20 protein-coding genes are annotated in these 22,432 nt (G+C 71.6%); 15 read left to right on the top strand and 5 right to left on the bottom strand.

Annotated elements, in window-relative coordinates; translation table 11 throughout:
* Positions 1-32: 32 nt before the first annotated feature.
* The 4 genes from dnaJ to ACFY3J_RS30130 all read left to right on the top strand — a co-directional run bounded on the left by dnaJ (position 33) and on the right by ACFY3J_RS30130 (position 4,663).
* Positions 33-1,208: a molecular chaperone DnaJ gene (gene dnaJ / locus ACFY3J_RS30145; protein ID WP_384174691.1), complete on the top strand. Its 1,176-nt coding sequence runs from the start codon at positions 33-35 to the stop codon at positions 1,206-1,208.
* 5 nt (positions 1,209-1,213) lie between these two features.
* On the top strand, positions 1,214-1,663 hold the full coding sequence (locus tag ACFY3J_RS30140) for a heat shock protein transcriptional repressor HspR (protein WP_384175063.1): 450 nt from the start codon (positions 1,214-1,216) through the stop codon (positions 1,661-1,663).
* A gap of 649 nt (positions 1,664-2,312) precedes the next feature.
* Positions 2,313-3,422 (top strand): sugar ABC transporter substrate-binding protein, encoded by a 1,110-nt coding sequence (locus tag ACFY3J_RS30135; RefSeq protein WP_384175065.1) that lies wholly within the window; start codon positions 2,313-2,315, stop codon positions 3,420-3,422.
* A gap of 197 nt (positions 3,423-3,619) precedes the next feature.
* The gene (locus ACFY3J_RS30130; protein WP_384174694.1) at positions 3,620-4,663 is read left to right on the top strand and encodes a LuxR C-terminal-related transcriptional regulator; all 1,044 of its coding nucleotides are present in this window, start codon (positions 3,620-3,622) and stop codon (positions 4,661-4,663) included.
* On the opposite strand, the gene ACFY3J_RS30125 is transcribed toward ACFY3J_RS30130, so the two are convergent.
* Together ACFY3J_RS30125 and ACFY3J_RS30120 are read right to left on the bottom strand one after the other, a co-directional pair.
* Positions 4,626-5,615, bottom strand: coding sequence for a helix-turn-helix transcriptional regulator (locus ACFY3J_RS30125; protein WP_384174696.1), 990 nt, complete (start codon positions 5,613-5,615; stop codon positions 4,626-4,628). The two genes, ACFY3J_RS30130 and ACFY3J_RS30125, sit on opposite strands and share 38 nt — an antisense overlap.
* Before the next feature lie 19 nt (positions 5,616-5,634).
* Positions 5,635-6,636: a helix-turn-helix transcriptional regulator gene (locus ACFY3J_RS30120; protein WP_384175067.1), complete on the bottom strand. Its 1,002-nt coding sequence runs from the start codon at positions 6,634-6,636 to the stop codon at positions 5,635-5,637.
* 310 nt (positions 6,637-6,946) lie between these two features.
* On the opposite strand from ACFY3J_RS30120, the gene ACFY3J_RS30115 reads away from it, so the two are divergent.
* Positions 6,947-7,282 carry a hypothetical protein gene (locus ACFY3J_RS30115; protein ID WP_390842133.1) on the top strand — a complete coding sequence of 112 codons (336 nt, stop codon included), beginning with the start codon at positions 6,947-6,949 and terminating at the stop codon, positions 7,280-7,282.
* Between the two features lie 146 nt (positions 7,283-7,428).
* On the opposite strand, the gene ACFY3J_RS30110 is transcribed toward ACFY3J_RS30115, so the two are convergent.
* The gene (locus ACFY3J_RS30110; protein WP_390842132.1) at positions 7,429-7,848 is read right to left on the bottom strand and encodes a pyridoxamine 5'-phosphate oxidase family protein; all 420 of its coding nucleotides are present in this window, start codon (positions 7,846-7,848) and stop codon (positions 7,429-7,431) included.
* Between the two features lie 165 nt (positions 7,849-8,013).
* On the opposite strand from ACFY3J_RS30110, the gene clpB reads away from it, so the two are divergent.
* Positions 8,014-10,611 (top strand): ATP-dependent chaperone ClpB, encoded by a 2,598-nt coding sequence (gene clpB, locus ACFY3J_RS30105; RefSeq protein WP_390842131.1) that lies wholly within the window; start codon positions 8,014-8,016, stop codon positions 10,609-10,611.
* Between the two features lie 42 nt (positions 10,612-10,653).
* On the opposite strand, the gene ACFY3J_RS30100 is transcribed toward clpB, so the two are convergent.
* Positions 10,654-10,803 (bottom strand): hypothetical protein, encoded by a 150-nt coding sequence (locus ACFY3J_RS30100; RefSeq protein ID WP_384174702.1) that lies wholly within the window; start codon positions 10,801-10,803, stop codon positions 10,654-10,656.
* Positions 10,804-10,942: 139 nt separating this feature from the next.
* Here ACFY3J_RS30100 and ACFY3J_RS30095 point away from each other — a divergent pair, with 139 nt between their 5' ends.
* Complete coding sequence (locus tag ACFY3J_RS30095; RefSeq protein ID WP_384174704.1) at positions 10,943-11,476, top strand: YbjN domain-containing protein; 534 nt, start codon at positions 10,943-10,945, stop codon at positions 11,474-11,476.
* 188 nt (positions 11,477-11,664) lie between these two features.
* Here ACFY3J_RS30095 and ACFY3J_RS30090 read toward each other — a convergent pair whose 3' ends face one another.
* Entirely contained in the window at positions 11,665-12,858 is a 1,194-nt protein-coding gene (locus tag ACFY3J_RS30090) for a pyridoxal phosphate-dependent aminotransferase (protein ID WP_384174706.1), read from the bottom strand.
* A gap of 866 nt (positions 12,859-13,724) precedes the next feature.
* Between ACFY3J_RS30090 and ACFY3J_RS30085 the strand changes: the two genes are divergently transcribed.
* The 8 genes from ACFY3J_RS30085 to ACFY3J_RS30050 all read left to right on the top strand — a co-directional run bounded on the left by ACFY3J_RS30085 (position 13,725) and on the right by ACFY3J_RS30050 (position 22,324).
* Positions 13,725-14,252, top strand: a complete 528-nt coding sequence (locus ACFY3J_RS30085; RefSeq protein WP_384174708.1) for a DUF2617 family protein — start codon at positions 13,725-13,727, stop codon at positions 14,250-14,252.
* Positions 14,253-14,341: 89 nt separating this feature from the next.
* Complete coding sequence (locus ACFY3J_RS30080; RefSeq protein WP_390842130.1) at positions 14,342-15,982, top strand: polyamine aminopropyltransferase; 1,641 nt, start codon at positions 14,342-14,344, stop codon at positions 15,980-15,982.
* A gap of 94 nt (positions 15,983-16,076) precedes the next feature.
* Positions 16,077-17,177 carry an SRPBCC domain-containing protein gene (locus ACFY3J_RS30075; RefSeq protein WP_384174712.1) on the top strand — a complete coding sequence of 367 codons (1,101 nt, stop codon included), beginning with the start codon at positions 16,077-16,079 and terminating at the stop codon, positions 17,175-17,177.
* A gap of 484 nt (positions 17,178-17,661) precedes the next feature.
* Positions 17,662-18,459: an aldose 1-epimerase gene (locus ACFY3J_RS30070; protein WP_390842129.1), complete on the top strand. Its 798-nt coding sequence runs from the start codon at positions 17,662-17,664 to the stop codon at positions 18,457-18,459.
* Between the two features lie 10 nt (positions 18,460-18,469).
* Positions 18,470-19,018: an orotate phosphoribosyltransferase gene (gene pyrE, locus ACFY3J_RS30065; protein ID WP_384174716.1), complete on the top strand. Its 549-nt coding sequence runs from the start codon at positions 18,470-18,472 to the stop codon at positions 19,016-19,018.
* A gap of 163 nt (positions 19,019-19,181) precedes the next feature.
* On the top strand, positions 19,182-20,213 hold the full coding sequence (fbaA, locus tag ACFY3J_RS30060; protein ID WP_225077030.1) for a class II fructose-bisphosphate aldolase: 1,032 nt from the start codon (positions 19,182-19,184) through the stop codon (positions 20,211-20,213).
* Positions 20,214-20,329: 116 nt separating this feature from the next.
* On the top strand, positions 20,330-21,835 hold the full coding sequence (locus tag ACFY3J_RS30055; protein ID WP_390842128.1) for an MFS transporter: 1,506 nt from the start codon (positions 20,330-20,332) through the stop codon (positions 21,833-21,835).
* A 75-nt stretch (positions 21,836-21,910) separates the two neighbouring features.
* Entirely contained in the window at positions 21,911-22,324 is a 414-nt protein-coding gene (locus tag ACFY3J_RS30050; RefSeq protein ID WP_384174720.1) for a DUF3151 domain-containing protein, read from the top strand.
* Positions 22,325-22,432 lie beyond the last annotated feature (108 nt).

The raw sequence follows: 22,432 nt of genomic DNA, 5'->3' as shown, positions 1-22,432 counted from the left end.
ACAAACGACGCACGAGAGGAGGGACGTCGGGGATGAGCACCAAGGACTTCATCGAGAAGGACTACTACAAGGTCCTCGGCGTCCCCAAGGACGCCACCGAGGCCGAGATCAAGAAGGCGTACCGGAAGCTCGCCCGCGAGTTCCACCCGGACGCCAACAAGGGCAACGCCAAGGCCGAGGAGCGCTTCAAGGAGATCTCCGAGGCGAACGACGTGCTCGGCGACGCCAAGAAGCGCAAGGAGTACGACGAGGCTCGCACCCTGTTCGGCAACGGCGGCTTCCGCCCCGGACCGGGTGCCGGCGGCGGCTCCTTCAACTTCGACCTGGGCGACCTCTTCGGAGGCGCCCAGGGCGGCGGCGGGAGCGGCGGCTTCGGCGGCGGAATCGGTGACGTCTTCGGGGGCCTGTTCAACCGGGGCGGCACGGGCACCACGCGCGCCCAGCCCAGGCGCGGCCAGGACATCGAGTCCGAGGTCACGCTGAGCTTCACGGAGGCCATCGAGGGCGCGACGGTGCCGCTGCGCATGTCCAGCCAGCAGCCGTGCAAGGCCTGTTCGGGCACCGGCGACAAGAACGGCACACCGCGGGTGTGCCCGACCTGCGTCGGCACCGGACAGGTGGCGCGCGGCTCGGGCGGCGGGTTCTCGCTGACGGACCCGTGCCCGGACTGCAAGGGCCGCGGGCTCATCGCGGAGAACCCCTGCGAGGTCTGCATGGGTTCCGGGCGGGCCAAGTCGTCCCGGACGATGCAGGTCCGCATCCCGGCCGGGGTCAGCGACGGCCAGCGCATCCGGCTGCGCGGCAAGGGCGCCCCGGGCGAGCGCGGCGGACCCGCGGGCGACCTGTACGTGGTGGTGCACGTCGGGGAGCACCCGGTCTTCGGCCGCCGGGGCGACAACCTCACCGTCACCGTGCCGGTCACGTTCGCCGAGGCGGCCCTCGGCGGCGAGGTCCGCGTGCCCACCCTGGGCGGTCCGCCGGTGACGCTGAAGCTGCCTCCGGGCACGCCGAACGGGCGTACGATGCGGGCCCGCGGCAAGGGCGCGGTCCGCAAGGACGGCAGCCACGGCGACCTCCTGGTCACCGTGGAGGTGAGTGTCCCGAAGGACCTGTCGGGGAAGGCTCGTGACGCGCTTCAGGCGTATCGCGAGGCCACCGCGGGCGAGGACCCGCGGGCCGAGCTGTTCGAGGCCGCGAAGGGAGCATGAGTGAGATGGACGGCCGCCGTCGCAACCCGTACGAACTGACGGAAGACACACCGGTGTACGTCATCTCGGTGGCCGCCCAGCTGTCCGGACTGCACCCGCAGACACTCCGCCAGTACGACCGGCTGGGCCTGGTGTCCCCCGACCGCACCGCCGGTCGTGGGCGCCGCTACTCGGCCCGTGACATCGAACTGCTCCGCCAGGTACAGCAGTTGTCGCAGGACGAGGGCATCAACCTGGCCGGCATCAAGCGCATCATCGAACTGGAGAACCAGGTCGCGGCGCTCCAGTCCCGGATCGTGGAGCTCCAGGCGGCGCTGGACGGCGCCGCGGCGGCGATGCGGCAGCGCGAGGCCGCCGTCCACGCCTCCTACCGCCGGGACCTGGTCCCCTACCAGGAGGTCCAGCAGACAAGCGCGCTGGTGGTGTGGCGGCCCAAGCGGCAGCAGCCGGACTGACACGCACCCGGCCGCGGGCGACACACGACACCACTCGGACACGAGCGACGACGAGGGGCCGGGAGGCCGTACAGCCTCCCGGCCCCTCGTCGTGCCGCCGGCGGCCCCGGCTCGGGTGAACGCGTGGGTGCCCACCGGCGCCGACTCGGTCCCGTCCGGGTAGGCGACGGTGGCCCGGTGGAAGACCGTGGTGCCCGGAAAACATGGTGTTCGCACAGAACTGCCGCTTGTGGGCGGGCGAGGCGCAGTTCACGGTCGCCGACACGGGAGCGGTCGCCGGGAGCGGCCCGCAGGCGGCGGTGAGCACGAGGGGCGTCACCGTGGTACGGCCGTCCGGCTTCATTCGGTCCTCCGGTCGTGGCGGGAACATCGGAGCAGGGCTCCCGTGATCATGACTCGCCCGGCGGGGAGTTGGTTGTACGGATCTCGGCCCGGCGGTGGGCGGCCGTCGAGTGGGGGGCCCGTAAAGGGCGTTTGGAGGCGATTCCGCAAGACTCCGCAAGGTCTTCACAGGCACAGCGGAGCGTTGTGTTGCCATCTCGTTAAGTGGTTCCGCTTGACGCCGGTGGTCGCCTCCGCGTTGGCTTTTCAGTCACCTGGGTCGCAATGCTGCGCCCTCGTCCGGAAGGCACCAGAAGTGAGCACCTCGATGCGTCGTATCGCCATGGCCGTGGCCGCGCCCACGCTGACTTTCTCGCTCGCCGCCTGCGGGGCGCTCGGCGGCTCGGGGAGCAGCAGCGCCGCGAGCCCGACCAAGGGCAACGACCTGACGGTGGGTCTGCTGCTGCCTGAGACGGCCAACACCCGTTACGAGAAGTTCGACTACCCCATCATCAAGGAGAAGGTCGCCGCCCTGACCCGGAACCAGGGCAAGGTCGAGTACGCCAACGCGGACGCGGACGCGGGCCGGCAGGCGAGCCAGATGCAGCGAATGATCGACAACAAGGTCGACGTCATCCTGCTCGACGCCGTCGACTCGCACGCCATCGCCGACATGGTGCAGAAGGCCAAGGACGCGGACATCCCGGTCATCGCCTACGACCGGCTCTCCGAGGGCCCGATCGACGCGTACATCTCCTTCGACAACGAACTGGTCGGCGAGGTGCAGGGCCGTTCCCTGCTCGAGGCGCTGGGTTCCGGCGTCGACACCACCGACAAGATCGTCATGATCAACGGCTCGCCCACCGACCCGAACGCCAAGCAGTTCAAGGAGGGCGCGCTCTCGCAGCTCAACGGGAAGGTCACGATCGCCAAGTCCTACGACACCAAGGACTGGAAGCCCGAGAACGCCGAGGCGAACATGGCCCAGGCGCTCGCCTCGCTCGGCAAGGAGAACATCGACGCCGTCTACTCCGCCAACGACGGCATGGCGGGTGGCGTCATCAAGGCCTTCAAGGCGGAGGGCATCACCGACCTGCCGGCCATCACCGGCCAGGACGCCGAACTCGACGCCGTGCAGCGGATCGTCACCGGCGAGCAGTACATGAGCGTGTACAAGTCCTACCCGACGGAGGCCGAGACGGCCGCCCAGATGGCGGTCGCCAAGGTCCAGGGCAAGGACATCCAGTTCGACTCCCTCACCCGGGACCGGATCAGCAGCCCCACCCACAAGAACATTCCGGCCCAGTTGGTGTCCGTGGTCGCCCTGACGAAGAACAACATCAAGAGCACGGTCATCGAGGACGGCATCTACGAGGTGTCCGACATCTGCACCGCGAAGTACCGGGAGGCCTGCACGGCGATCGGCCTGCTGAAGTAACTCCCGTGCGGTCATGACCCGTTCGGGTTCAACAGCCGGTTCAGGCCATACCGCGTTCCGTCAACTGGAGGCTGGTGCACACCGGTTGAAACCGCTGGTTTTCGGGGGCCGCGCCGGTAGGAGCCGTGTTGCACAGCCGGTCCGCGCCGCGCATAGTTGCGCTGCGGAAGACGCGGAGACCGGGGGTGTGATGGGGCATGACCGGGCACGGGACGGCGGAGCATCCACACGGTGCCGAGCGACTGTGCGAGGCCGGCGAGCACGTGTATTCCCGGGCCGTACGACGGGGCCGGGTGCCGCGCCGGCTCGCCGAGCCGGTGCCCTGCCTGCTTGAACTCGCCCTGCTGCACCCGGACCCCGACGACATGGACTTCCTGGTGCCGACCGCGCCGCAGGAGGTCATGACCCGGCTGCTGCGCGGGATGTACGACGAGGTCAGTGAGAGCCACCGGCGGGTGGGCTCGGTGGTGGCCGCCGTCGAGCGGTACGCCGGACTGGGCCGCCAGGTGCGTGTGTCCGCCACGGCCGTGGAGGGCACGGCGATCCGGGTCCTGGACGGCCTGTCGCGCATCCAGGCGGCCATGGACGAGGCGACCGAGGCGTGCACCACCGAGGTGCTGACCGTCCAGCCGGGCGGCATCCGCCGCGAGCACGAGCTGACCGAGGGGCTGCACCGGGCGCTGGCGCTGCGCGGGCGCGGGGTGCGGATGCGGGACCTGTACACGCACGTGGCCCGGCACGGCCAGGGGCTGCTCAACTACCTGGAGCTGATGGGCGACGCGGTCCAGGCGCGCACGCTGGACGAGGTGATCGACCGGCTGATCCTCTTCGACCGCACGGTCGCCTTCGTGCCCGCCAACGCCGACTGCACGATGGCGCTGGAGCTGCGCCATCCCGCGCTGGTGGAGTACCTGGGGACGGTCTTCGAACGGCTCTGGCGGCTGGCGATCCCGCTGACCGCGCCGCTGCCCGACACGGGCATCGAGGGCATCTCCCACCGTGAGCAGTCCATCGCGGCGCTGCTGGCCGAGGGCCACCAGGACGCGGTGATCGCCGAGCGGCTGGGCATCAGCGTCCGCACCTGCCGGGCCCACATCGCCCGGCTGTCGGAGACGCTGGGCGCGGCCAGCCGTACGCAGTTGGGCGTGCGCATCGCCCAGGCGGGGCTGGACGGGCCGCCGCGCACCGCCGTGGCGGGGCCGATCACGCTTCCGGGTCAAGAATTCCCGACTGTCCGATGAGGTAGCCCAACTGGGCCCGGCTGCCGCTGCCGAGGGTGGCGGCGAGCTTGGCGATGTGCTCACGGGCGGTGCGTACGTTCATGCCGAGACGGTCGGCGATGACGGTGTCGGTGTGCCCCTCGACGAGGAGGCCGGCGATGGCGCGCTGGCGGGGCGTGACGCCGTCCGCGGACGGCTGTCGGACGGCCAGTGGGTACATGGGGGTGGCCAGCCGCCACAGCCGGTCGAAGGTGGTTGCGAAGTACCCCACGAGGGCCGGGTGGCGCACTTCGAGCGCCATCGTGCGGTCGTCGTTGGCGGGGATGAAGGCGACCCGGCGGTCGACGAGGATGAGACGGGCGGTGACCTCGTCGAGGGAGCGGGCCTCGACGTCGCCGGTCAACCGCTCGTGATAGGCGGGCACCGAGGGCACATGACGCAGAGTGTGCTGGTAGAGGGTGCGGATGCGGCCACCCCGGTCCAGCAGCGCCTGGTCGCGCACCAGCGCCACGGCCCGGGCCTCCTCGACGCGTCGGCCGACGAGGCCCGCGTGTGGTTGCACGCACAGGAGCTCCTGGCTCGCTTCGGCCATGGCCTCGGTGATGGCCTGGTTGATCCGGCGGACACCGCTGAGGATCACCAGCGCCGAGGTGTCCGCCTCCCCGGTGCGCCGGCCGTCGATGCGCATCAGCGGCTCGAAGGTCTGGGCCAGTCGATCCTCGCGCCGCCGCTCCTCTGCGATGCGCTCCTCGGTAGCGCGCAGCAGTCGGTGGAGGGCGGCGGCGGGCGCCACGGGCTCCAGCCGGCCGAGATCCTCGACGGCCGGGTGCAGCAGACCGAAGTCGATGAGACAGGGGGCCCCGTCCGCCTCGCCCGCACGCACCCATCCGTTCCGCAGGGCGCGTTCGTACAACTCTGCGCCCGTTGGGCACAGGTCCTCCGCACCGTGCTCCGGATGACGTGTCGGGCCCACCCCGGTCCTCCCTGTGGCTTCAGTGTTTCTGCTGCAGAATCCCCGACTGGGCTATGAGGTAACCGAGTTGGGCGCGGCTGCCGCTGCCGAGGATGGCCGCGAGCTTGGCGATGTGGGCCCGGCAGGTACGGACGTTCATTCCGAGGCGGCGAGCGATGGCCTCGTCGACGTGGCCCTCGACGAGGAGCTTGGCTATGGAGTGCTGGATGTCGTTGATGCCGCCGGGCGCGGTCTCATAGGGGGCGCCTGCGCTCAGTGGGACCGATCGGCCCCACATGAACTCGAAGACCTTGATCAGGTAACGGACGAGACCCGGGTGGCGGAGTTCCAGAGCGACTTGCTGATCGTCGCGGGTGGGGATGAAGGCGACGGTCTCGTCGCACACGATGAGCCGTTCCACCACCTCGTCGATTGTGCGGTACTCGGCCTTCCCGCTCGACAACTGGTCCACGTAGGCCAGCTTCTCGGGGCTGTAGCGCGCGGTGTGCTGATAGAGGGTCCGGATGCGCACGCCGCGCTCGATCAGCGGCCGGTCCCGCTCGAGGCCCTGGGTGAGGCTGCGTTCGGAGAAGCGGTCGTCGCTCGGCTGGATGGTGAGCATCTCGGTGCGGCACTGGGCCGTGGCCGCGTTGAGCGCCGCGTTGATCCGCGTGCCTCCCTCCAGCACCGTGATCGAGTGGTCGGTCGTCACCGACTGCGCGCTGAGCGCGAGGAACGGCTCAAAGAAGTCCGCAAGTTGGATGGACAGCCGCCGGCGTTCCGTGATCTCCCGCTCGATCGGGTGGAGTCGCTCGGCCAGCGCGACCGACGGGTGCACCGGGCGCAGCCAGTCCGCGTCGTCCGGATCCGGGTGGAGAAGGTCGAACTCCAAGAGGCAGGGGGCGCCTTCGGCATCCGCCCGCCCGATCCTCCCCAGACGGAGGGCGTTCGCATAAAGTCGGCCACCTTCCTCACAAAGTTCGGTCACCGCATGGGGATGCGTCGCCTTAGTCTGATTTGCCACGAAATCTCCACCCCCCAGGGTCCTGAACGTGCAGGAACATGATGCATCGATCCTGTGGCCATGACGTGCCGGAATGAGCCATCGTCTTATCCGACGGGGGAAAGGGAGACTTTCAAGTGAGGACGAAGCCGACTATGCGTAAGACAATGCTTCGCTCGGTGCTTGTGGCCGCCTTCTCCGCCGTTGCGGTTTTCGGGGCGCTGGGTGGTCACTCCGGTGCGAAGAGTGATGTTCAGGCGGACAGCCACTGGCCGGCAGTCGTGGTCGCGGGTCCTCCCGACTCGCACTGGCCGGGCGCTCCCGCGGCAGTTGACTCCGGAGAGCTGATGTGACCACTCCACCCGACGACCGTTCCTTCCGCCGCGAGATGGCCACCGCCTACCGCTCCGGTTGGCACTTCATCGACCTGGTCACCGCCATCCCCCACAGCGGTGACTCGTTGATGGTGACCGTCTTCGGTGAGCCGGTCGTCGTTACGCGGGACGAGGACGGAGACGTACGGGCGTACCGGTGTCTGCGGCGGCCTCGGGGGGCGCCGCAGCCCGTACGGTGTGCAGTCCGCTACGGAATGATCTTCGTGAACCTGGACCAGAGGGATCACCGTCAGGTGGCGGCGGAATCCTCGGTCCTCAGGACCATCACCGCCACCCCCCGCAGTGCCTGACGCGATTCCCCCGTCGTAACAGATCGCTCAGGTGCTTCCCCCCGCAGCGGCGTCACCGTGACCTGAACACGGTGACGCCGCTGTCGTTTTCCCTGGAAAACTCCGGGTATCGGCGCATTCGATCACTGGCCGAAAAAGAACGCCGCTCAGCCGCGCCCCAGCGCCCGGGTCAGCTCGATCTCGATCACCACGCGGTACGGGTTGGGTCCCGGGGTCCGCTCGTAGCGCTCGGCGTACCGCCGCTCCGCCTCCGCGATCCGCTCCGGCTCCGTGCGGACGAACGCGCGTCCCTCCAGCGTCGCCCACCGCCGCCCGTCCACCTGGCACACCGCGACCGGCGCGCCCTGCGGGCCGGCCGCCAGGACGTGTGCCGCCTTGGCGCTCGCCTTGTCCGTGATCACCCGGGCCAGCCGCGCCCGCGGGTCGTAAGTCACCCCGACGGGAACGACGTGCGGGGTGCCGTCAGGGCGGAGGGTGGTCAGCGTGCACAGGTGCCGTTCCCGCCAGAACCCGAGATACGGCGCGTCGGGGGCGCCCGGGTCGAGGGCATACGTGGTGGTGGCCATGACCCGCAACCTAACCCGCCCGGCACCCCGGGAGTCGCGAACCCCCTTCCCCGCGAAAGCTCCCGGGCTCACCTTGAGTGGAATAGACTCAAGTTTGTGTACGCTGACTGAGTCAGCACTGGGAGATGTGGCTGAGAGCGCTCGTCAAGGAGGAGAGAAGCGACCGTGGACGCCGAGCTGACCAACAGGAGCCGTGACGCGATCAACGCGGCCGGCAACCGGGCCGTACGGGAGGGGCACCCGGACCTCACCCCCGCCCACCTGCTCCTCGCGCTGCTCGAGGGGCAGGAGAACGAGAACATCATCGACCTGCTGTCGGCCGTCGAGGCCGACCAGGCCTCCGTCCGCTCCGGCGCCGAGCGCGTGCTCGCGTCACTGCCCAGCGTGACCGGGTCCACGGTCGCGCCGCCGCAGCCCAACCGCGAGCTGCTCGCCGTGATCGCGGACGCGCAGAGCAGGGCGCGGGACCTCGGGGACGAGTACCTGTCCACCGAGCACCTGCTCATCGGCATCGCCGCGAAGGGCGGCGCGGCCGGCGAGGTGCTGTCCGGCCAGGGCGCCGGCGCCAGGAAGCTACAGGACGCCTTCTCGAAGGCGAGGGGAGGACGCCGGGTGACCACAGCCGACCCCGAGGGCCAGTACAAGGCCCTGGAGAAGTTCGGCACGGACTTCACCGCGGCGGCGCGCGAGGGCCGTCTCGACCCGGTGATCGGCCGGGACCAGGAGATCCGCCGTGTCGTGCAGGTGCTGTCGCGCCGCACCAAGAACAACCCGGTCCTCATCGGTGAGCCCGGCGTCGGCAAGACCGCCGTCGTCGAGGGGCTCGCCCAGCGGATCGTCAAGGGCGACGTGCCCGAGTCCCTGAAGGACAAGCGGCTGGTGGCGCTGGACCTCGGGGCGATGGTCGCGGGCGCGAAGTACCGCGGCGAGTTCGAGGAGCGGCTCAAGACCGTACTGGCGGAGATCAAGGACTCCGACGGCCGGATCATCACCTTCATCGACGAGCTGCACACCGTCGTCGGCACGGGCGCCGGCGGCGACTCCGCGATGGACGCCGGCAACATGCTCAAGCCCATGCTGGCCCGCGGTGAGCTGCGCATGGTCGGCGCCACGACGCTCGACGAGTACCGGGAGCGGATCGAGAAGGACCCGGCGCTGGAGCGGCGCTTCCAGCAGGTGCTGGTCGCCGAGCCCAGCGTGGAGGACTCCATCGCGATCCTGCGCGGGCTCAAGGGCCGCTACGAGGCCCACCACAAGGTGCAGATCAACGACTCCGCGCTGGTGGCCGCCGCGACCCTGTCCGACCGGTACATCACCTCCCGCTTCCTGCCCGACAAGGCGATCGACCTCGTCGACGAGGCCGCCTCCCGGCTGCGGATGGAGATCGACTCCTCCCCGGTGGAGATCGACGAACTCCAGCGCGGCGTCGACCGGTTGCGCATGGAGGAACTGGCGCTCGACAAGGAGACCGACGCGGCCTCGCGCGAGCGGCTGGAGAAGCTGCGCCGCGACCTCGCCGACAAGGAGGAGGAGCTGCGCGGCCTGACCGCCCGCTGGGAGAAGGAGAAGCAGGCCCTCAACCGGGTCGGTGAGCTGAAGGAGCGGCTCGACGACCTGCGCGGCCAGGCCGAACGCGCCCAGCGCGACGGCGACTTCGACACCGCCTCCAAGCTGCTGTACGGCGAGATCCCGGACCTGGAGAAGGAGTTGGAGGCCGCCTCGCAGGCCGAGGAGGAGGCCGCCAAGGACACCATGGTCAAGGAGGAGGTCGGCCCCGACGACATCGCCGACGTGGTCGCCTCCTGGACCGGGATCCCGGCCGGCCGCCTGCTGGAGGGCGAGACGCAGAAGCTGCTGCGCATGGAGGAGGAGATCGGCAGGCGGCTCATCGGCCAGTCCGAGGCCGTGCGCGCCGTCTCCGACGCCGTACGCCGCAGCCGGGCCGGCATCGCGGACCCGGACCGGCCGACGGGCTCGTTCCTCTTCCTCGGCCCGACCGGCGTCGGCAAGACCGAACTCGCCAAGGCGCTCGCCGACTTCCTCTTCGACGACGAGCGGGCCATGGTCCGCATCGACATGTCGGAGTACGGCGAGAAGCACAGCGTGGCCCGGCTGGTCGGCGCCCCGCCCGGCTACGTCGGCTACGAGGAGGGCGGCCAGCTCACCGAGGCCGTACGCCGCCGCCCGTACAGCGTGGTGCTGCTCGACGAGGTGGAGAAGGCCCACCCGGAGGTCTTCGACATCCTGCTGCAGGTGCTGGACGACGGCCGCCTCACGGACGGCCAGGGCCGCACGGTCGACTTCCGCAACACCATCCTGGTACTGACCTCGAACCTGGGCAGCCAGTACCTGGTCGATCCGCTGACGAGCGAGGAGGAGAAGAAGGAGCAGGTCCTGGAGACGGTCCGCACCTCCTTCAAGCCGGAGTTCCTCAACCGCCTGGACGACCTGGTGGTCTTCTCGGCGCTGTCCAAGGAGGAGCTGAGCCGGATCGCCGGGCTCCAGATCGACCGGCTCGCCCGTCGCCTGGCGGAGCGCCGCCTGATCCTGGACGTCACCCCCGACGCCCTGGCCTGGCTCGCCGAGGAGGGCATGGATCCGGCCTACGGCGCCCGCCCGCTGCGCCGCCTGGTCCAGACCGCCATCGGCGACCGACTCGCCAAGGAGATCCTGGCCGGCGAGATCAAGGACGGCGACACGGTCCGCGTCGACCGCTTCGGCGAGGGCCTGCTGGTGGGCCCGGCGACCGGCAAGACGCTGTAAGCCCCCGGCGCGGTCCGCCACCACGGTGGGTGGCGGACCGCGTCACACCGTGAACGCCGGGAACCGCGTCGCGGCCGGTGTGGAGATCTCCGTGGGTCCGGCGCTCATTGGGTACTCGGAGTCGGACAGCACGATGCCCGCGAAGGCGGCGAGGAAGGGCAGTCCCTTCGTCCCGCCCCGTGTCCGCGTCATGACCTCCCACCTCCGTTTGCCGGACGTCCACCTGGCGGCCGGATCGTGTCAGCCCAGGGCTGACAGCCTCCCGGAGGGCTTGCCACCCCCCTCCCCGCATGAGGGAGGATGGCGAGATCCGTACGAAGGGAAAAACACGGTGAGCATCGACCCGTCCTCGATTCCGAACTTCGGGGGCCAGCCCGAGCCGCAGCCCCAGGGACCGGCGGGCCCCGTCGTCCCGGATCAGGACCTCGTGAAGCAGCTCCTGGACCAGATGGAGCTCAAGTACGTCGTCGACGACGAGGGCGACCTCGCGGCGCCGTGGGAGCAGTTCCGTACGTACTTCATGTTCCGCGGCGAGGCCGACCAGCAGGTCTTCTCGGTGCGGACGTTCTACGACCGGCCCCACAAGATCGACGAGAAGCCGCAGCTGCTGGAGTCCATCGACGACTGGAACCGGCGCACCCTGTGGCCCAAGGTGTACAGCCACACCCACGACGACGGCACCGTCCGCCTCATCGGCGAGGCGCAGATGCTGATCGGCATGGGCGTGAGCCTGGAGCACTTCGTCTCCTCGACGGTCAGCTGGGTGCGAGCCGCCATCGAGTTCGACCGGTGGCTCGTCGAGCAGCTCGGCCTCGAGCAGGACGTCAACGAGGCGGACAAGCCCGAGGACGACGACGAGGAGTAGTCCCTCGGCGGTCGCGCACAGCGGTGTCCGCGTGAGCGCGCGCAGATACGTGCCGTAGCCGGACGGGAGCCCGGCCCGGGACGCAGGCCATCACCGGCCGCGTACCGGGACCGGGCTCTTCGCTGTAGCGGACCGGGGCCCGCGCGCCGTCCAGGGCCGTGCGGACCAGGACCCGCGCGCAGCCCGGCTCACAGGCTCCGGAGGCGGGACACGGCCTCGTGCAGGACGTCCGTCCGCTTGCAGAAAGCGAAGCGGACCTGGGTGCGGCCCGCCTCCCGGTCGTCGTAGAAGACCGCGTTGGGGATGGCGACCACCCCGCAGCGTTCGGGCAGGGCGCGGCAGAAGGCGATGCCGTCCTTCTCGCCGAGCCGGGCGATGTCGGTGGTGATGAAGTACGTGCCCCGGGGGCGGAAGACCTCGAAGCCCGCCTCGGTCAGGCCGGTGCCGAGCAGGTCGCGCTTGGCGCGCAGGTCCTCGCGGAAGCCGGTGAAGTGGCTGTCGGGGAGGGCGAGCGCCTCGGCGACCGCGTACTGGAACGGCCCGGCGCTCACGTAGGTCAGGAACTGCTTGGCCGAGCGGACCGCCGTGACCAGGGGAGCGGCGGCGGTGACCCAGCCGACCTTCCAACCGGTGAACGAGAACGTCTTGCCCGCCGACGAGATGCCGACGGTGCGCTCGCGCATGCCGGGGAACGTGGCGAGCGGGATGTGCTCGGCGTCGTCGTACACCAGGTGCTCGTACACCTCGTCCGTCACCACGAGCAGGTCGTGCTCGACGGCGAGCCGTGCGATCTCGGCCAGTTCGGGGCGGGTGAGGACGGTGCCGGTCGGGTTGTGCGGGGTGTTCAGGAGCAGCAGCCGGGTCCGCGGGGTCACCGCGTCGCGCAGCTCGTCCAGGTCGAGCCGGAACCCGGCACCCTCCTCGTGGTGCGGCCGGAGCGTCACCGGCACCCGCTTCCCGCCCGCCATGGCGATGCAGGCGGCGTAGGAGTCGTAGTACGGCTCCAGGGCGATCACCTCGTCGCCGGGCTCCAGCAGCGCGAGCAGCGCTGCCGCGATCGCCTCGGTGGCGCCCGCCGTGACCAGCACCTCCGTGTCCGGGTCGTAGGAGAGCCCGTACCGCCGCAGCTGATGCTCCGCGACCGCCGTGCGCAGCTCGGGGATGCCCGGGCCCGGCGGATACTGGTTGCCCCGCCCGTCGCGCAGTGCGCGGACGGCCGCCTCCCGGATCTCCTCGGGGCCGTCGGTGTCGGGGAATCCCTGCCCCAGGTTGATCGACCCGGTCCGTACGGCGAGCGCGGACATCTCGGCGAAGATCGTCGTCCCGAACTCGGCGAGCCGGCGGTTGAGGAGCGGGCGTGCGCTGGAGGTCATGCCGGCCATCCTCCGTCCAAGCTCTGGAGTTCCTCAAGTGTGCTTTGGCCGCTCCGGTGGCCGGGCATCTCCCGGGCACGCTGCGAGGCGCCCACGGGGGGTCGCTTCGGCGAACGCCCCGGGAGCGTCCGGCGGCGTCCGGGGAACGGACTCGGGCGCGGTCGGCGGGCCCCGGGGATCGGAGGGAGGACGCCATGGTTCTGGGCATCGTCCTGGCGGTGATCGCGGTGCTGTGCGTGACCGCCGTGGCGGCGGGACGCCGCAGGGCCCGCCGCGACCGCTACGTCAAGTCGTACCGAGGCCGGCGCACGGAGTCGGTCGGGGGCAGTGCGAGCGGCGGGGGCGCCGGCTGGTGGGCCGGGTCGGAAGGCGGCGGCAGTACGTGCTCGTCCGGCGGCGGCCATCACTCGGGAGGGGGTCACTCGGGAGGGGGTCACCACTCGTGTGGGGGTCACTCCTGCGGGGGGAACTCCTCGTGCGGCGGAGGGTCGTCGTGCGGGGGCGGATGCGGGGGAGGCAGCTGATCCGGGCAGTTGAGGCGGGGCAGCCGAGTTCCATGGGGGAACCGCATCCGGGCCGGCGCCCGTCGGGAGGCAGTCTCCGGCGGGTGCGCCGGCCTCACGCGTACGCCCTGGCATCTGCCAGGGTTGAACAGTTGAGCTGTGGGGCCCTCTGAGGGATGGAAACCGCACGAAGTTGGGTAAAAACCCTGTGGCGGAACCGCTGTTCATGATTGCCTCTACCGACGCAGCCCCTCGGACGTCTCGCACACCCCCTCCCGAGCTGGGCTGAGCCGGGCCGTTGTCCCCGTGCCCACCGGGGCGTGCCGGCCCGTCCCTCCCTTCTTTTTCTTTGCGTGCTAGCGGAGCCGATCCATGCTCACGACCCTGAACACCTCCTACACCGACACGCGCGCGGCCGACCTCGCCTGGGCCCTGGGGCGCGAGCCGCTGCCCGCACTTGCCACCCTGGACCTCGAACTGACCGGCGCGAAACTCCAGTTGAGACTTCTCGGCGCGTCCCACCAGGTGCTCCTCGAGGAGGAGCGGGGAAGCTGTTCGGAGACCGTGGCGTGCATCCCGGGCTCCAGCACACCCCTGCCGCTCGGCGTCGCCAAGCGGGCCGACGACTGGGAGTACGAGTTCGCCGCCCGCGTCGAGTTCCTCTCGCCGGGGTCGTTCACCGGCCGCGCCCAGGAGCTGCTGGCCCTCGTCTCCGACCATCCGCACGGTCTCGCGGGGGTCTTCCCGGGCAGCCCGAACGCGTTCACCGCGATGCTGGCGCAGTGGCACGACGGCCAGGTGCACTGGCGGACCTGGCACGCCTACCCGCAGGACGGCCAGTTGGTGGCGACCCGGACCAGGGTGGGGGTACGCCGTTCCGCGCCGGCGGGAGCGAGTTGAGCGCGGGTAAACATGTGACGCGCGACAACTTCCTTTTCCACACGTGTGGGTGACGAAGCGTCCTGCTGCTGTGACGTAACGTCACAGGTGTGATCGAACCGCACGCCCCGGCCCCGCCCGGCGCGGCGCCGCCCTTCAGCGGCCCCGCGCGACTGCCCGTCCGGCCGGGAACCGGCCGGTTCCTCGTCCTCGCGGGTGTCTTCGTCTGCGCGGCCTGCGGACTCGTGTACGAGCTCGAACTCGTGGCGCTGGCCTCGTACCTGATCGGCGATTCGGTCACCCAGGCGTCGATCGTGCTGTCCGTCATGGTGTTCGCGATGGGCATCGGCTCGCTCGCCGCGAAGCGGCTGCGCCGGCACGCCGCCGTCGCCTTCGGCGCGATCGAGGCGACGCTCGCGCTGGTCGGCGGGTGCAGTGCCATGGCGCTGTACGCGGTGTTCGCCTGGACCGGCGGCTGGGGCGGCATGTGGGCGGACGGCCCGCGCTGCCTGCTGGTCGCCTTCTCCCTGGCCATCGGCCTGCTGATCGGGGCGGAGGTGCCGCTGCTGATGGAGCTGATCCAGCGGATCCGCCGCCAGGACGCGGGTGGCGCCGTCGCCGACCTGTTCGCGGCGGACTACGTGGGCGCACTCGTCGGCGGGCTCGCCTTCCCGTTCCTCCTGCTGCCGCTGCTGGGGCAGTTGACCGGGGCGCTGGTGACCGGCGCCGTCAACGCCGTGGCGGGCGGCGTCCTCGTACTCGGCCTGTTCACGCGGGACCTGACCCCGCGCGGCCGCTGGCTGCTGATCGTCGCCAACCTCGCCGTGCTCGGTCTGCTCGCCTCCCTCACCGCCCTGGTCGGCGACTTCGAACGGGCCGCGCGGCAGGCGATGTACGGCGGGGACGTCCGGGTGGCGCTGCGGACCGGCGAGCAGGAGGTGGTCCTCACCGGCGGCGGCCGGGGCCGTCCGCTGCGCCTGTTCCTCGACGGGCGGCTGCGGGTCAGCGGCCGCGACGAGCGCCGCTACCACGAGGCGCTGGTCCACCCCGCGATGACCGGGCCGCACGCGCGGGTGCTGATCCTCGGCGGCGGCGACGGGCTCGCCGCGCGCGAGGTGCTGCGGCACCCCGGCGTGGAGCGGGTGGACGTCGTCGAGCGCGATCCGGCCCTCGTCCGGCTGGCGCGCGGCGACCCGGTACTCGCCGGACTGGACGAGCACGTCTTCGACGACCGGCGTGTGCACGTGGGCACCGCCGACGCCTTCGACTGGCTGCGCGGGGCTTCGGCGGCGGCGTACGACGTGGTGATCGAGGACCTGCCCGATCCGGGCATCACGGCGAGCACGAAGCTGTACGCGCAGGAGTTCTACGGCCTGGCCCGGCGGACCCTGGCGCCCGGCGGGCGGCTGGTGGTGCACGCCGGGCCGGTCTCCTCCCGGCCCCGGGTGTTCTGGACGGTGGAGGCCACGGTCCGGGCCGCCGGACTGCGCACCCTGCCGTACCGCGTGGACGGCCGCGACGCCGACTTCGCCGCCGGGCCCGACCGCACGGCCGGCGCCCTGCGCGCCCCCCGCGACTGGGGCTTTGTCCTGGCGGCCCGTATGCCGCCCGCCCTCCGCCTGGACCCGCGGGCCCCCGCTCCCCGCACGCTGACGACGGCGTCGCTCACGGCGGCCGCCCGCGACGCGGCCCGCACCCGGGTCCCCGGCCTTCCGCCCTCGACGCTGGTCCACCCCCGGTACGCGGACTGATCCGGGCCTGCCGTCGGCGCGTGCGGTTCGCGGGCGGACGGGTTCTGGGCGACGGGAGGGTAATCGGGGGCGGCACTGGGTACCCTCGGCTGACATGGAGCACGAGGTGTTCGTTCCGGTTCCGGTTCGGCGGCTGCGGAGGGCGCTCGCCGATCCCGCGCGGGTTGCCCGGGCGGTTCCCGGGCTCCAGCAGGACGCGGGCGGCGAGCCCGTCAGCGGTCGGCTCAAGATGCGGATCGGCGGCCACTCCATCACCTACCGCGGCGCGCTGCGCGTCCGTGCGCTCGACGACGGCTCCTACGCCGTCGAGGGCGACGCGACCGAGTCCCGCGGCACCGGCTCGGTGAAACTCACGCTCACGCTCCGCCTCCGCGACACCGACGACGGCTCCACCCTCACCTTCGAGGGCACGGCCTCCGCCGAAGGCCGCGTCACCGAGCTGCCCCCGGACTCCGTACACACTGCCACGACCCGCCTCTTGAACCGCTTCGCGGAAAACCTGTCCACGGAACCGGCTGCCGCCGGGGCGGATGGTGTCGAGCCGGTAGGCCGAGGGGTGGAGGGACCCGAGTCGTCCGCCGCTGGATCGGACGGGGCTGAGGAGGAGGCTGCCGGGTCGGCTGCCGCCGGGGCGGGTGGCGTCGAGGCGGAAGCCTCCGAGTCGGAAGCCCCCGAGGCGGAAGCCTCCGAGTCGCGGGACGCCGGGCCCGAGGCGCCCGGGGCTCATGGTGTCGTGGGGCTGGCCGATGAGGCGACCGAGGACTTTGCTCCGTTGGCGAGTGGTGACTTCGAGGCCGCTCCGGACGCGGACGATGCCCCGGCCCCGCCGCTCGGGGACGAAGGCGAGGCGCGCCCGGCCGGGCCGGGCGGGCGCGGTTCCGTCTTCGACGCCGAGGTTCCGCCCTCCGCCCTCGATCCGCTGGCCGACGAGGAGGACGAGGACGACGAGCCCCCCGTCTCCGAGGACTTCGCCGAGGCCGCCGAGCCGCCCGCCGAAGCGGCGCACGCGCGGCGCACGATGATCGGACGCAGTGCCGAGGAGGTGGACCACGCTCCGCCCCGCGGCCGTTACGCCCCTGTCCCCGCGCCGCTCACCGTCTCCGCCGGTCCCACCCTTCGCTGGGCGGCGCCCGCGGCGGCGTTGGTGGTGGCGTCGGTGATCGTCGTGGGCCGGGCCCTGAGGCGCCGTCGCTGAGCGGCGCCCTTCCTCGCCCGAGGGCGTCAGGCGCCCGTTCGGCTGACCGTCTCCGCCGGGCCCATCCCACTGGGCGCCCCCGTTCCTGCTCCGCTCACCGTCTCCGCCGGTCCCACCCTTCGCTGGGCGGCGCCCGCGGCGGCGTTGGTGGTGGCGTCGGTGATCGTCGTGGGCCGGGCCCTGAGGCGCCGTCGCTGAGCGGTGCCCGGCCCGGCCCCCGTGGCCGTTACGCGCCCGTTCCCGCGTCGCCGGCCGTTTCTGCCGGACCCACTCTCCGCCGTGATCGTCATGGGTCGGGCTCTCCGACGCCGTCGCTCGGCGCCGCCCCGGCGGGCGTTGCGCCCCCGCCCCCGTCCCCGCCCCGCTGGCCGTCTTCGCCGGGCCGCCCCGGTGCTGCCCCAGTCCTGTCCCTCCCACCGCGCTCGACGCACCCGCTCGACCGCGGCGCGGAACGCCGTCTTGATCGGCCAAGTAGCCTCGTGGGGTGAGTAACGAAGACATCACGCTGACCGCGGGCGACGCGGAAGCGGTCGTGCAGCCGGGGAACGGCGGGCGCGTCGGGAGTCTGCGGGTCGGCGGCCTCGAACTGCTCCGCCAGGGAGAGCGGTTCGGCTGCTTCCCGATGGTCCCCTGGTGCGGCAGGATCCGCGACGGCCGCTTCCGGGACGGCGCCACCGTCCACCAGATGCCGCGCAACTCCCCACCGCACGCCATCCACGGCACCGCCCGCGACGGCGCCTGGCGCACCGCCCGCACCTCGGCGGGCGAGGCGGTGATCACGTACGACCTCGTCGACCCCTGGCCCTACCCCGGCCGCGTCACCCAGGCCGTCACTCTGACCGAGGACGCCCTGACCCTGACCATGTCCGTGGAGACGTACGAGTCGTCCTTCCCGGCGCAGATCGGCTGGCACCCGTGGTTCCACCGCAACCTCGGGGGAGCGGGCGCCCAGGACGTCCGCGTCGACTTCCGGCCCGCCTGGCAGGAGGAGCGCGGCGACGACCACCTGCCCACCGGTCACCGCGTCGAACCCAAGCCCGGCCCCTGGGACGACTGCTTCGGCATGCCCGGCGGCGTCGACGTCACGCTCACCTGGCCCGGCCAGCTGGAGCTGAGGGTGACCAGCCGTGAGGAGTGGGTCGTCGTCTACGACGAGCAGCAGACCGCCGTGTGCGTGGAACCGCAGACCGGCCCGCCCGACGGACTGAACACCCTCCCGCGCCTGGTCACCCCGCTGGAACCGCTGGAGGCCTCGACGACCTGGACCTGGCGCCGCGCTTAAGCTGGCTGTCATGAGCGACGTTCGCGGCGAGCTGCTGCAGCAGATCAAAGACAAGGCCGTGGTGCACGGCAGGGTGACACTGTCGTCCGGCCTGGAGGCCGACTACTACGTCGACCTGCGCCGCGTCACCCTCGACGGTGAGGCGGCTCCGCTGGTCGGTCAGGTGCTCCTGGACCTGACCGCCGACTTCGACTTCGACGCGGTGGGCGGCCTGACGATGGGTGCCGACCCGGTCGCGGCCTCGATGCTGCACGCCGCCGCCGCGCGCGGGCGCAGGCTGGACGCCTTCGTGGTCCGCAAGGCCGCCAAGGCCCACGGTCTGCAACGGCGCGTGGAGGGCCCGGAGATCAAGGGCCGCCGCGTCCTGGTGGTGGAGGACACCTCCACCACGGGCGGCTCCCCGCTCACCGCCGTCGAGGCGGTGCGCGAGGCCGGCGCCGAGGTGGTCGCCGTGGCGACGATCGTCGACCGGGCCACGGGCGCGGCCGAGAAGATCAGTGAGGGCGCCGGTGTGCCGTACGTCTTCGCGTACTCGAAGGACGACCTGGGACTGGACTGAGACGGCCCCGGGTCCGTGTCGCGCGACCCGGTCGTCCACCGGCTGGGCAGGGTGTCCGACACATCCGTCGACGTCTGCGAAGATGGGGCCGACGATGACGTCACTCCCTAGGTCAGGGCCGTAAGTACGCAGAACGCACCCCGCACATACAAGGAGCGGACAGATGCCCATCGCAACCCCCGAGATCTACAACGAGATGCTCGACCGGGCGAAGGCAGGCAAGTTCGCCTACCCGGCCATCAACGTCACCTCCTCCCAGACCCTGCACGCGGCCCTGCGCGGCTTCGCGGAGGCGGAGAGCGACGGCATCGTCCAGATCTCCACGGGTGGCGCGGAGTTCCTGGGCGGCCAGTACAGCAAGGACATGGTCACCGGCGCCGTCGCCCTGGCCGAGTACGCGCACATCGTCGCCGAGAAGTACCCCGTCAACATCGCGCTGCACACCGACCACTGCCCGAAGGACAAGCTCGACGGGTACGTGCGTCCGCTGATCGCGATCTCCGAGGAGCGCGTCAAGGGCGGCCGCAACCCGCTGTTCCAGTCCCACATGTGGGACGGCTCCGCGGAGACCCTCGCCGACAACCTGGCCATCGCCCAGGAGCTGCTCGTCCGCACCGCCGCCGCCAGGATCATCCTCGAGGTCGAGATCACTCCGACCGGCGGCGAGGAGGACGGCGTCACCCACGAGATCAACGACAAGCTGTACACCACGGTCGACGACGCGATCCGCACCGCCGAGGCCCTGGGCCTGGGCGACAAGGGCCGCTACCTGCTGGCCGCGTCCTTCGGCAACGTGCACGGCGTGTACAAGCCGGGCAACGTCGTGCTCCGCCCCGACCTGCTCAAGGAGCTGAACGAGGGCGTCGCGGCGAAGTTCGGCCGCCCGGCCGGCAGCCAGCCGTTCGACTTCGTCTTCCACGGCGGCTCCGGCTCCACGGAGGAGGAGATCCGCACGGCGCTGGAGAACGGCGTGGTGAAGATGAACATCGACACCGACACCCAGTACGCCTTCACGCGTCCGGTGGCCGACCACATGTTCAAGAACTACGACGGCGTCCTCAAGGTCGACGGCGAGGTCGGCTCCAAGAAGACCTACGACCCGCGCACCTGGGGCAAGCTGGCCGAGACGTCGATGGCCAAGCGCGTGGTGGAGGCCTGCGGCAACCTCCGCTCGACCGGCACGAAGATCAAGTAACTCCCGGTTCCCCGCGACGGGCCCGGTGCCTCGGCACCGGGCCCGTCGTCCGTCCGTCCGCAGCTCGTCCGTCCCTTCGCCTGGCCTGGAACCGGTCGGCGCGGGATGATCCCCTCATGGCTGTCGCCGCACAGCACGCCCCCTCCGTGAGGATCTCCAGTCCCACCGGCCGCTGGATCCTGCTCACCACCGTGCTCGGCTCCAGCATGGCCATGCTGGACTCGACCGTCGTCAACGTCGCCCTGCCCCGCATCGGCCGCGACCTGGACGCGAACCTCGCCGCGCTCCAGTGGACGGTCAACGCCTACATGGTCACCCTGGCCGGCCTGATCCTCCTCGGCGGTTCGCTCGGCGACCGCTACGGCCGCCGCAGGATCTTCGTGCTCGGCGTCGTCTGGTTCGCCACCGCCTCCCTGCTGTGCGGCCTCGCCCCGAACGCGGGCATCCTCGTCGCCGCCCGCGCCCTCCAAGGGATCGGCGGCGCCCTTCTCACCCCCGGCTCGCTCGCTCTCATCCAGGCCTCCTTCCACCCGGACGACCGGGGCAGGGCCGTGGGCCTGTGGTCCGGATTCGGCGGCATCGGCGCGGCCGTCGGCCCGTTCCTCGGCGGCTGGCTGGTGGCCGGGCCCGGCTGGCGCTGGGTGTTCCTGCTCAACGTCCCACTGGCCCTGGTCTGCGCTCCCATCGCCGTGCGCCACGTCCCCGAGTCCAGTGGGGGCACCGCCCACGGCCGTTTCGACGTCCTGGGCGCGGCCCTCGGCGCCCTGTCCCTGGCCCTGGTGACGTACGCCCTGATCGAGGCCCGCGACGGCACCCTGGCCGTCGCCCTGACCGCCGTCGCGGGCGTGCTCGCCGCCGTCGCCTTCGTGTACGTGGAGAAGCACCGCCGCGATCCGATGATGCCGCCGGACATCTTCGCCTCCCGCCAGTTCACCGCCGTCAACCTGGTCACCCTGTGCGTGTACGCGGCGTTCGGCGGCTTCTTCTTCCTCACCGCCCTGCAACTCCAGGTGGTGGCCGGCTACTCACCGCTGGAGGCGGGCACCGCCCTGCTCCCCACGACCGCTCTCATGCTGCTGTTCTCGGCCCGCTCGGGCGCCCTCGCCGACCGCATCGGGCCGCGTCTGCCACTCACCGCCGGGCCGCTGCTGTGCGCGGTGGCGATGCTGCTGATGCTGCGGGTCGGCGAGGGGGCGGACTACCTCACGGACGTGCTGCCGGCCCTGCTGGTCATGGGCGCGGGGATGGTCACCCTGGTCGCCCCGCTCACCGCCACCGTGCTCGCCTCGGTGGACACCTCCCGTGCCGGACTGGCCAGCGGCATCAACAACGCGGCCGCCCGCGCGGCCGGCCTGATCGCGGTGGCCGCCCTCCCGCTGCTGGCCGGGATGAGCCCGGAGGCGTACCGCTCGGCGGACGCCTTCGACGCCGCGTTCCGCCGGGCCATGCCGATCTGCGCGGCGGTCCTGGTGGTGGGGGCGGTCCTCGCCTTCACGACCGTCCGCCGCCCGGCTCCGGGCTGCCGCCGGCCCGAGTGCCGCACCCACGGCAGCGTGACGACACCGCCGCTGGAGACGGGCCGCGGGGGTGGTGCGGCATCCGGTGCCGGTCCGGCTTCGTGAGCCGTGGAAGGGGCCGTTCCGGGACGGCCGGGAGCAGCCGTCACCGATCACGGACCATGCAGCAGACTGGACCCCATGACCATTCACGAGAACCTTCTGGGCGGTCCGCCGCCCACGCACCTCCCCGACGACCCCGAGCCCCGCGAACTCCTCGCGAAGGGGACCTCGCCGGCCGAGGTGGCGGCGCGGTACCCGGCGTCGTCGCTGGCCTGGGCGCAGCTGGCCGACGACGCCTTCGAGCGGGGGGCGGCCGTGGAGTCGTACGCGTACGCCCGTACGGGCTACCACCGCGGTCTGGACGCCCTGCGCCGCAGCGGCTGGAAGGGCCATGGTCCGGTCCCCTGGGAGCACGAGCCCAACCGCGGCTTCCTGCGCGCCCTGCACGCCCTCGCGCGCGCCGCGCAGGCGATCGGCGAGCAGGAGGAGTACGAGCGCTGCACGCAGTTCCTGAAGGACTCCTCGGAGGCGGCGGCGCGGACGCTGGGCTGACCCCGTACGAGTGTGAGGCCCGCCCGACCGGGCGGGCCTTGCGATCTGTCCACGTGATGCGCAGGATGCCGGTGGGGACCGGGGCCCCCGTGCCGGCATCGGCAGGGG

This window comes from Streptomyces sp. NPDC001231, assembly GCF_042896885.1.
In the GTDB taxonomy this organism is placed as follows: domain Bacteria; phylum Actinomycetota; class Actinomycetes; order Streptomycetales; family Streptomycetaceae; genus Streptomyces.
Note: the sequence above shows the minus strand (reverse complement) of the source record. Positions and strands in the feature narration are given on the sequence as shown.

What these genes read in the sequence shown, in the direction of transcription:
- dnaJ (WP_384174691.1), top strand. Translation starts at nt 33, where the DNA reads ATGAGCACCAAGGACTTCATCGAGAAGGACTACTACAAGGTCCTCGGC.
- ACFY3J_RS30140 (WP_384175063.1), top strand. Translation starts at nt 1,214, where the DNA reads ATGGACGGCCGCCGTCGCAACCCGTACGAACTGACGGAAGACACACCG.
- ACFY3J_RS30135 (WP_384175065.1), top strand. Translation starts at nt 2,313, where the DNA reads ATGCGTCGTATCGCCATGGCCGTGGCCGCGCCCACGCTGACTTTCTCG.
- ACFY3J_RS30130 (WP_384174694.1), top strand. Translation starts at nt 3,620, where the DNA reads ATGACCGGGCACGGGACGGCGGAGCATCCACACGGTGCCGAGCGACTG.
- ACFY3J_RS30110 (WP_390842132.1), bottom strand. Translation starts at nt 7,848, where the DNA reads ATGGCCACCACCACGTATGCCCTCGACCCGGGCGCCCCCGACGCGCCG.
- ACFY3J_RS30100 (WP_384174702.1), bottom strand. Translation starts at nt 10,803, where the DNA reads ATGACGCGGACACGGGGCGGGACGAAGGGACTGCCCTTCCTCGCCGCC.
- ACFY3J_RS30090 (WP_384174706.1), bottom strand. Translation starts at nt 12,858, where the DNA reads ATGGCCGGCATGACCTCCAGCGCACGCCCGCTCCTCAACCGCCGGCTC.
- ACFY3J_RS30085 (WP_384174708.1), top strand. Translation starts at nt 13,725, where the DNA reads ATGCTCACGACCCTGAACACCTCCTACACCGACACGCGCGCGGCCGAC.
- ACFY3J_RS30075 (WP_384174712.1), top strand. Translation starts at nt 16,077, where the DNA reads ATGGAGCACGAGGTGTTCGTTCCGGTTCCGGTTCGGCGGCTGCGGAGG.
- pyrE (WP_384174716.1), top strand. Translation starts at nt 18,470, where the DNA reads ATGAGCGACGTTCGCGGCGAGCTGCTGCAGCAGATCAAAGACAAGGCC.
- fbaA (WP_225077030.1), top strand. Translation starts at nt 19,182, where the DNA reads ATGCCCATCGCAACCCCCGAGATCTACAACGAGATGCTCGACCGGGCG.
- ACFY3J_RS30055 (WP_390842128.1), top strand. Translation starts at nt 20,330, where the DNA reads ATGGCTGTCGCCGCACAGCACGCCCCCTCCGTGAGGATCTCCAGTCCC.
- ACFY3J_RS30050 (WP_384174720.1), top strand. Translation starts at nt 21,911, where the DNA reads ATGACCATTCACGAGAACCTTCTGGGCGGTCCGCCGCCCACGCACCTC.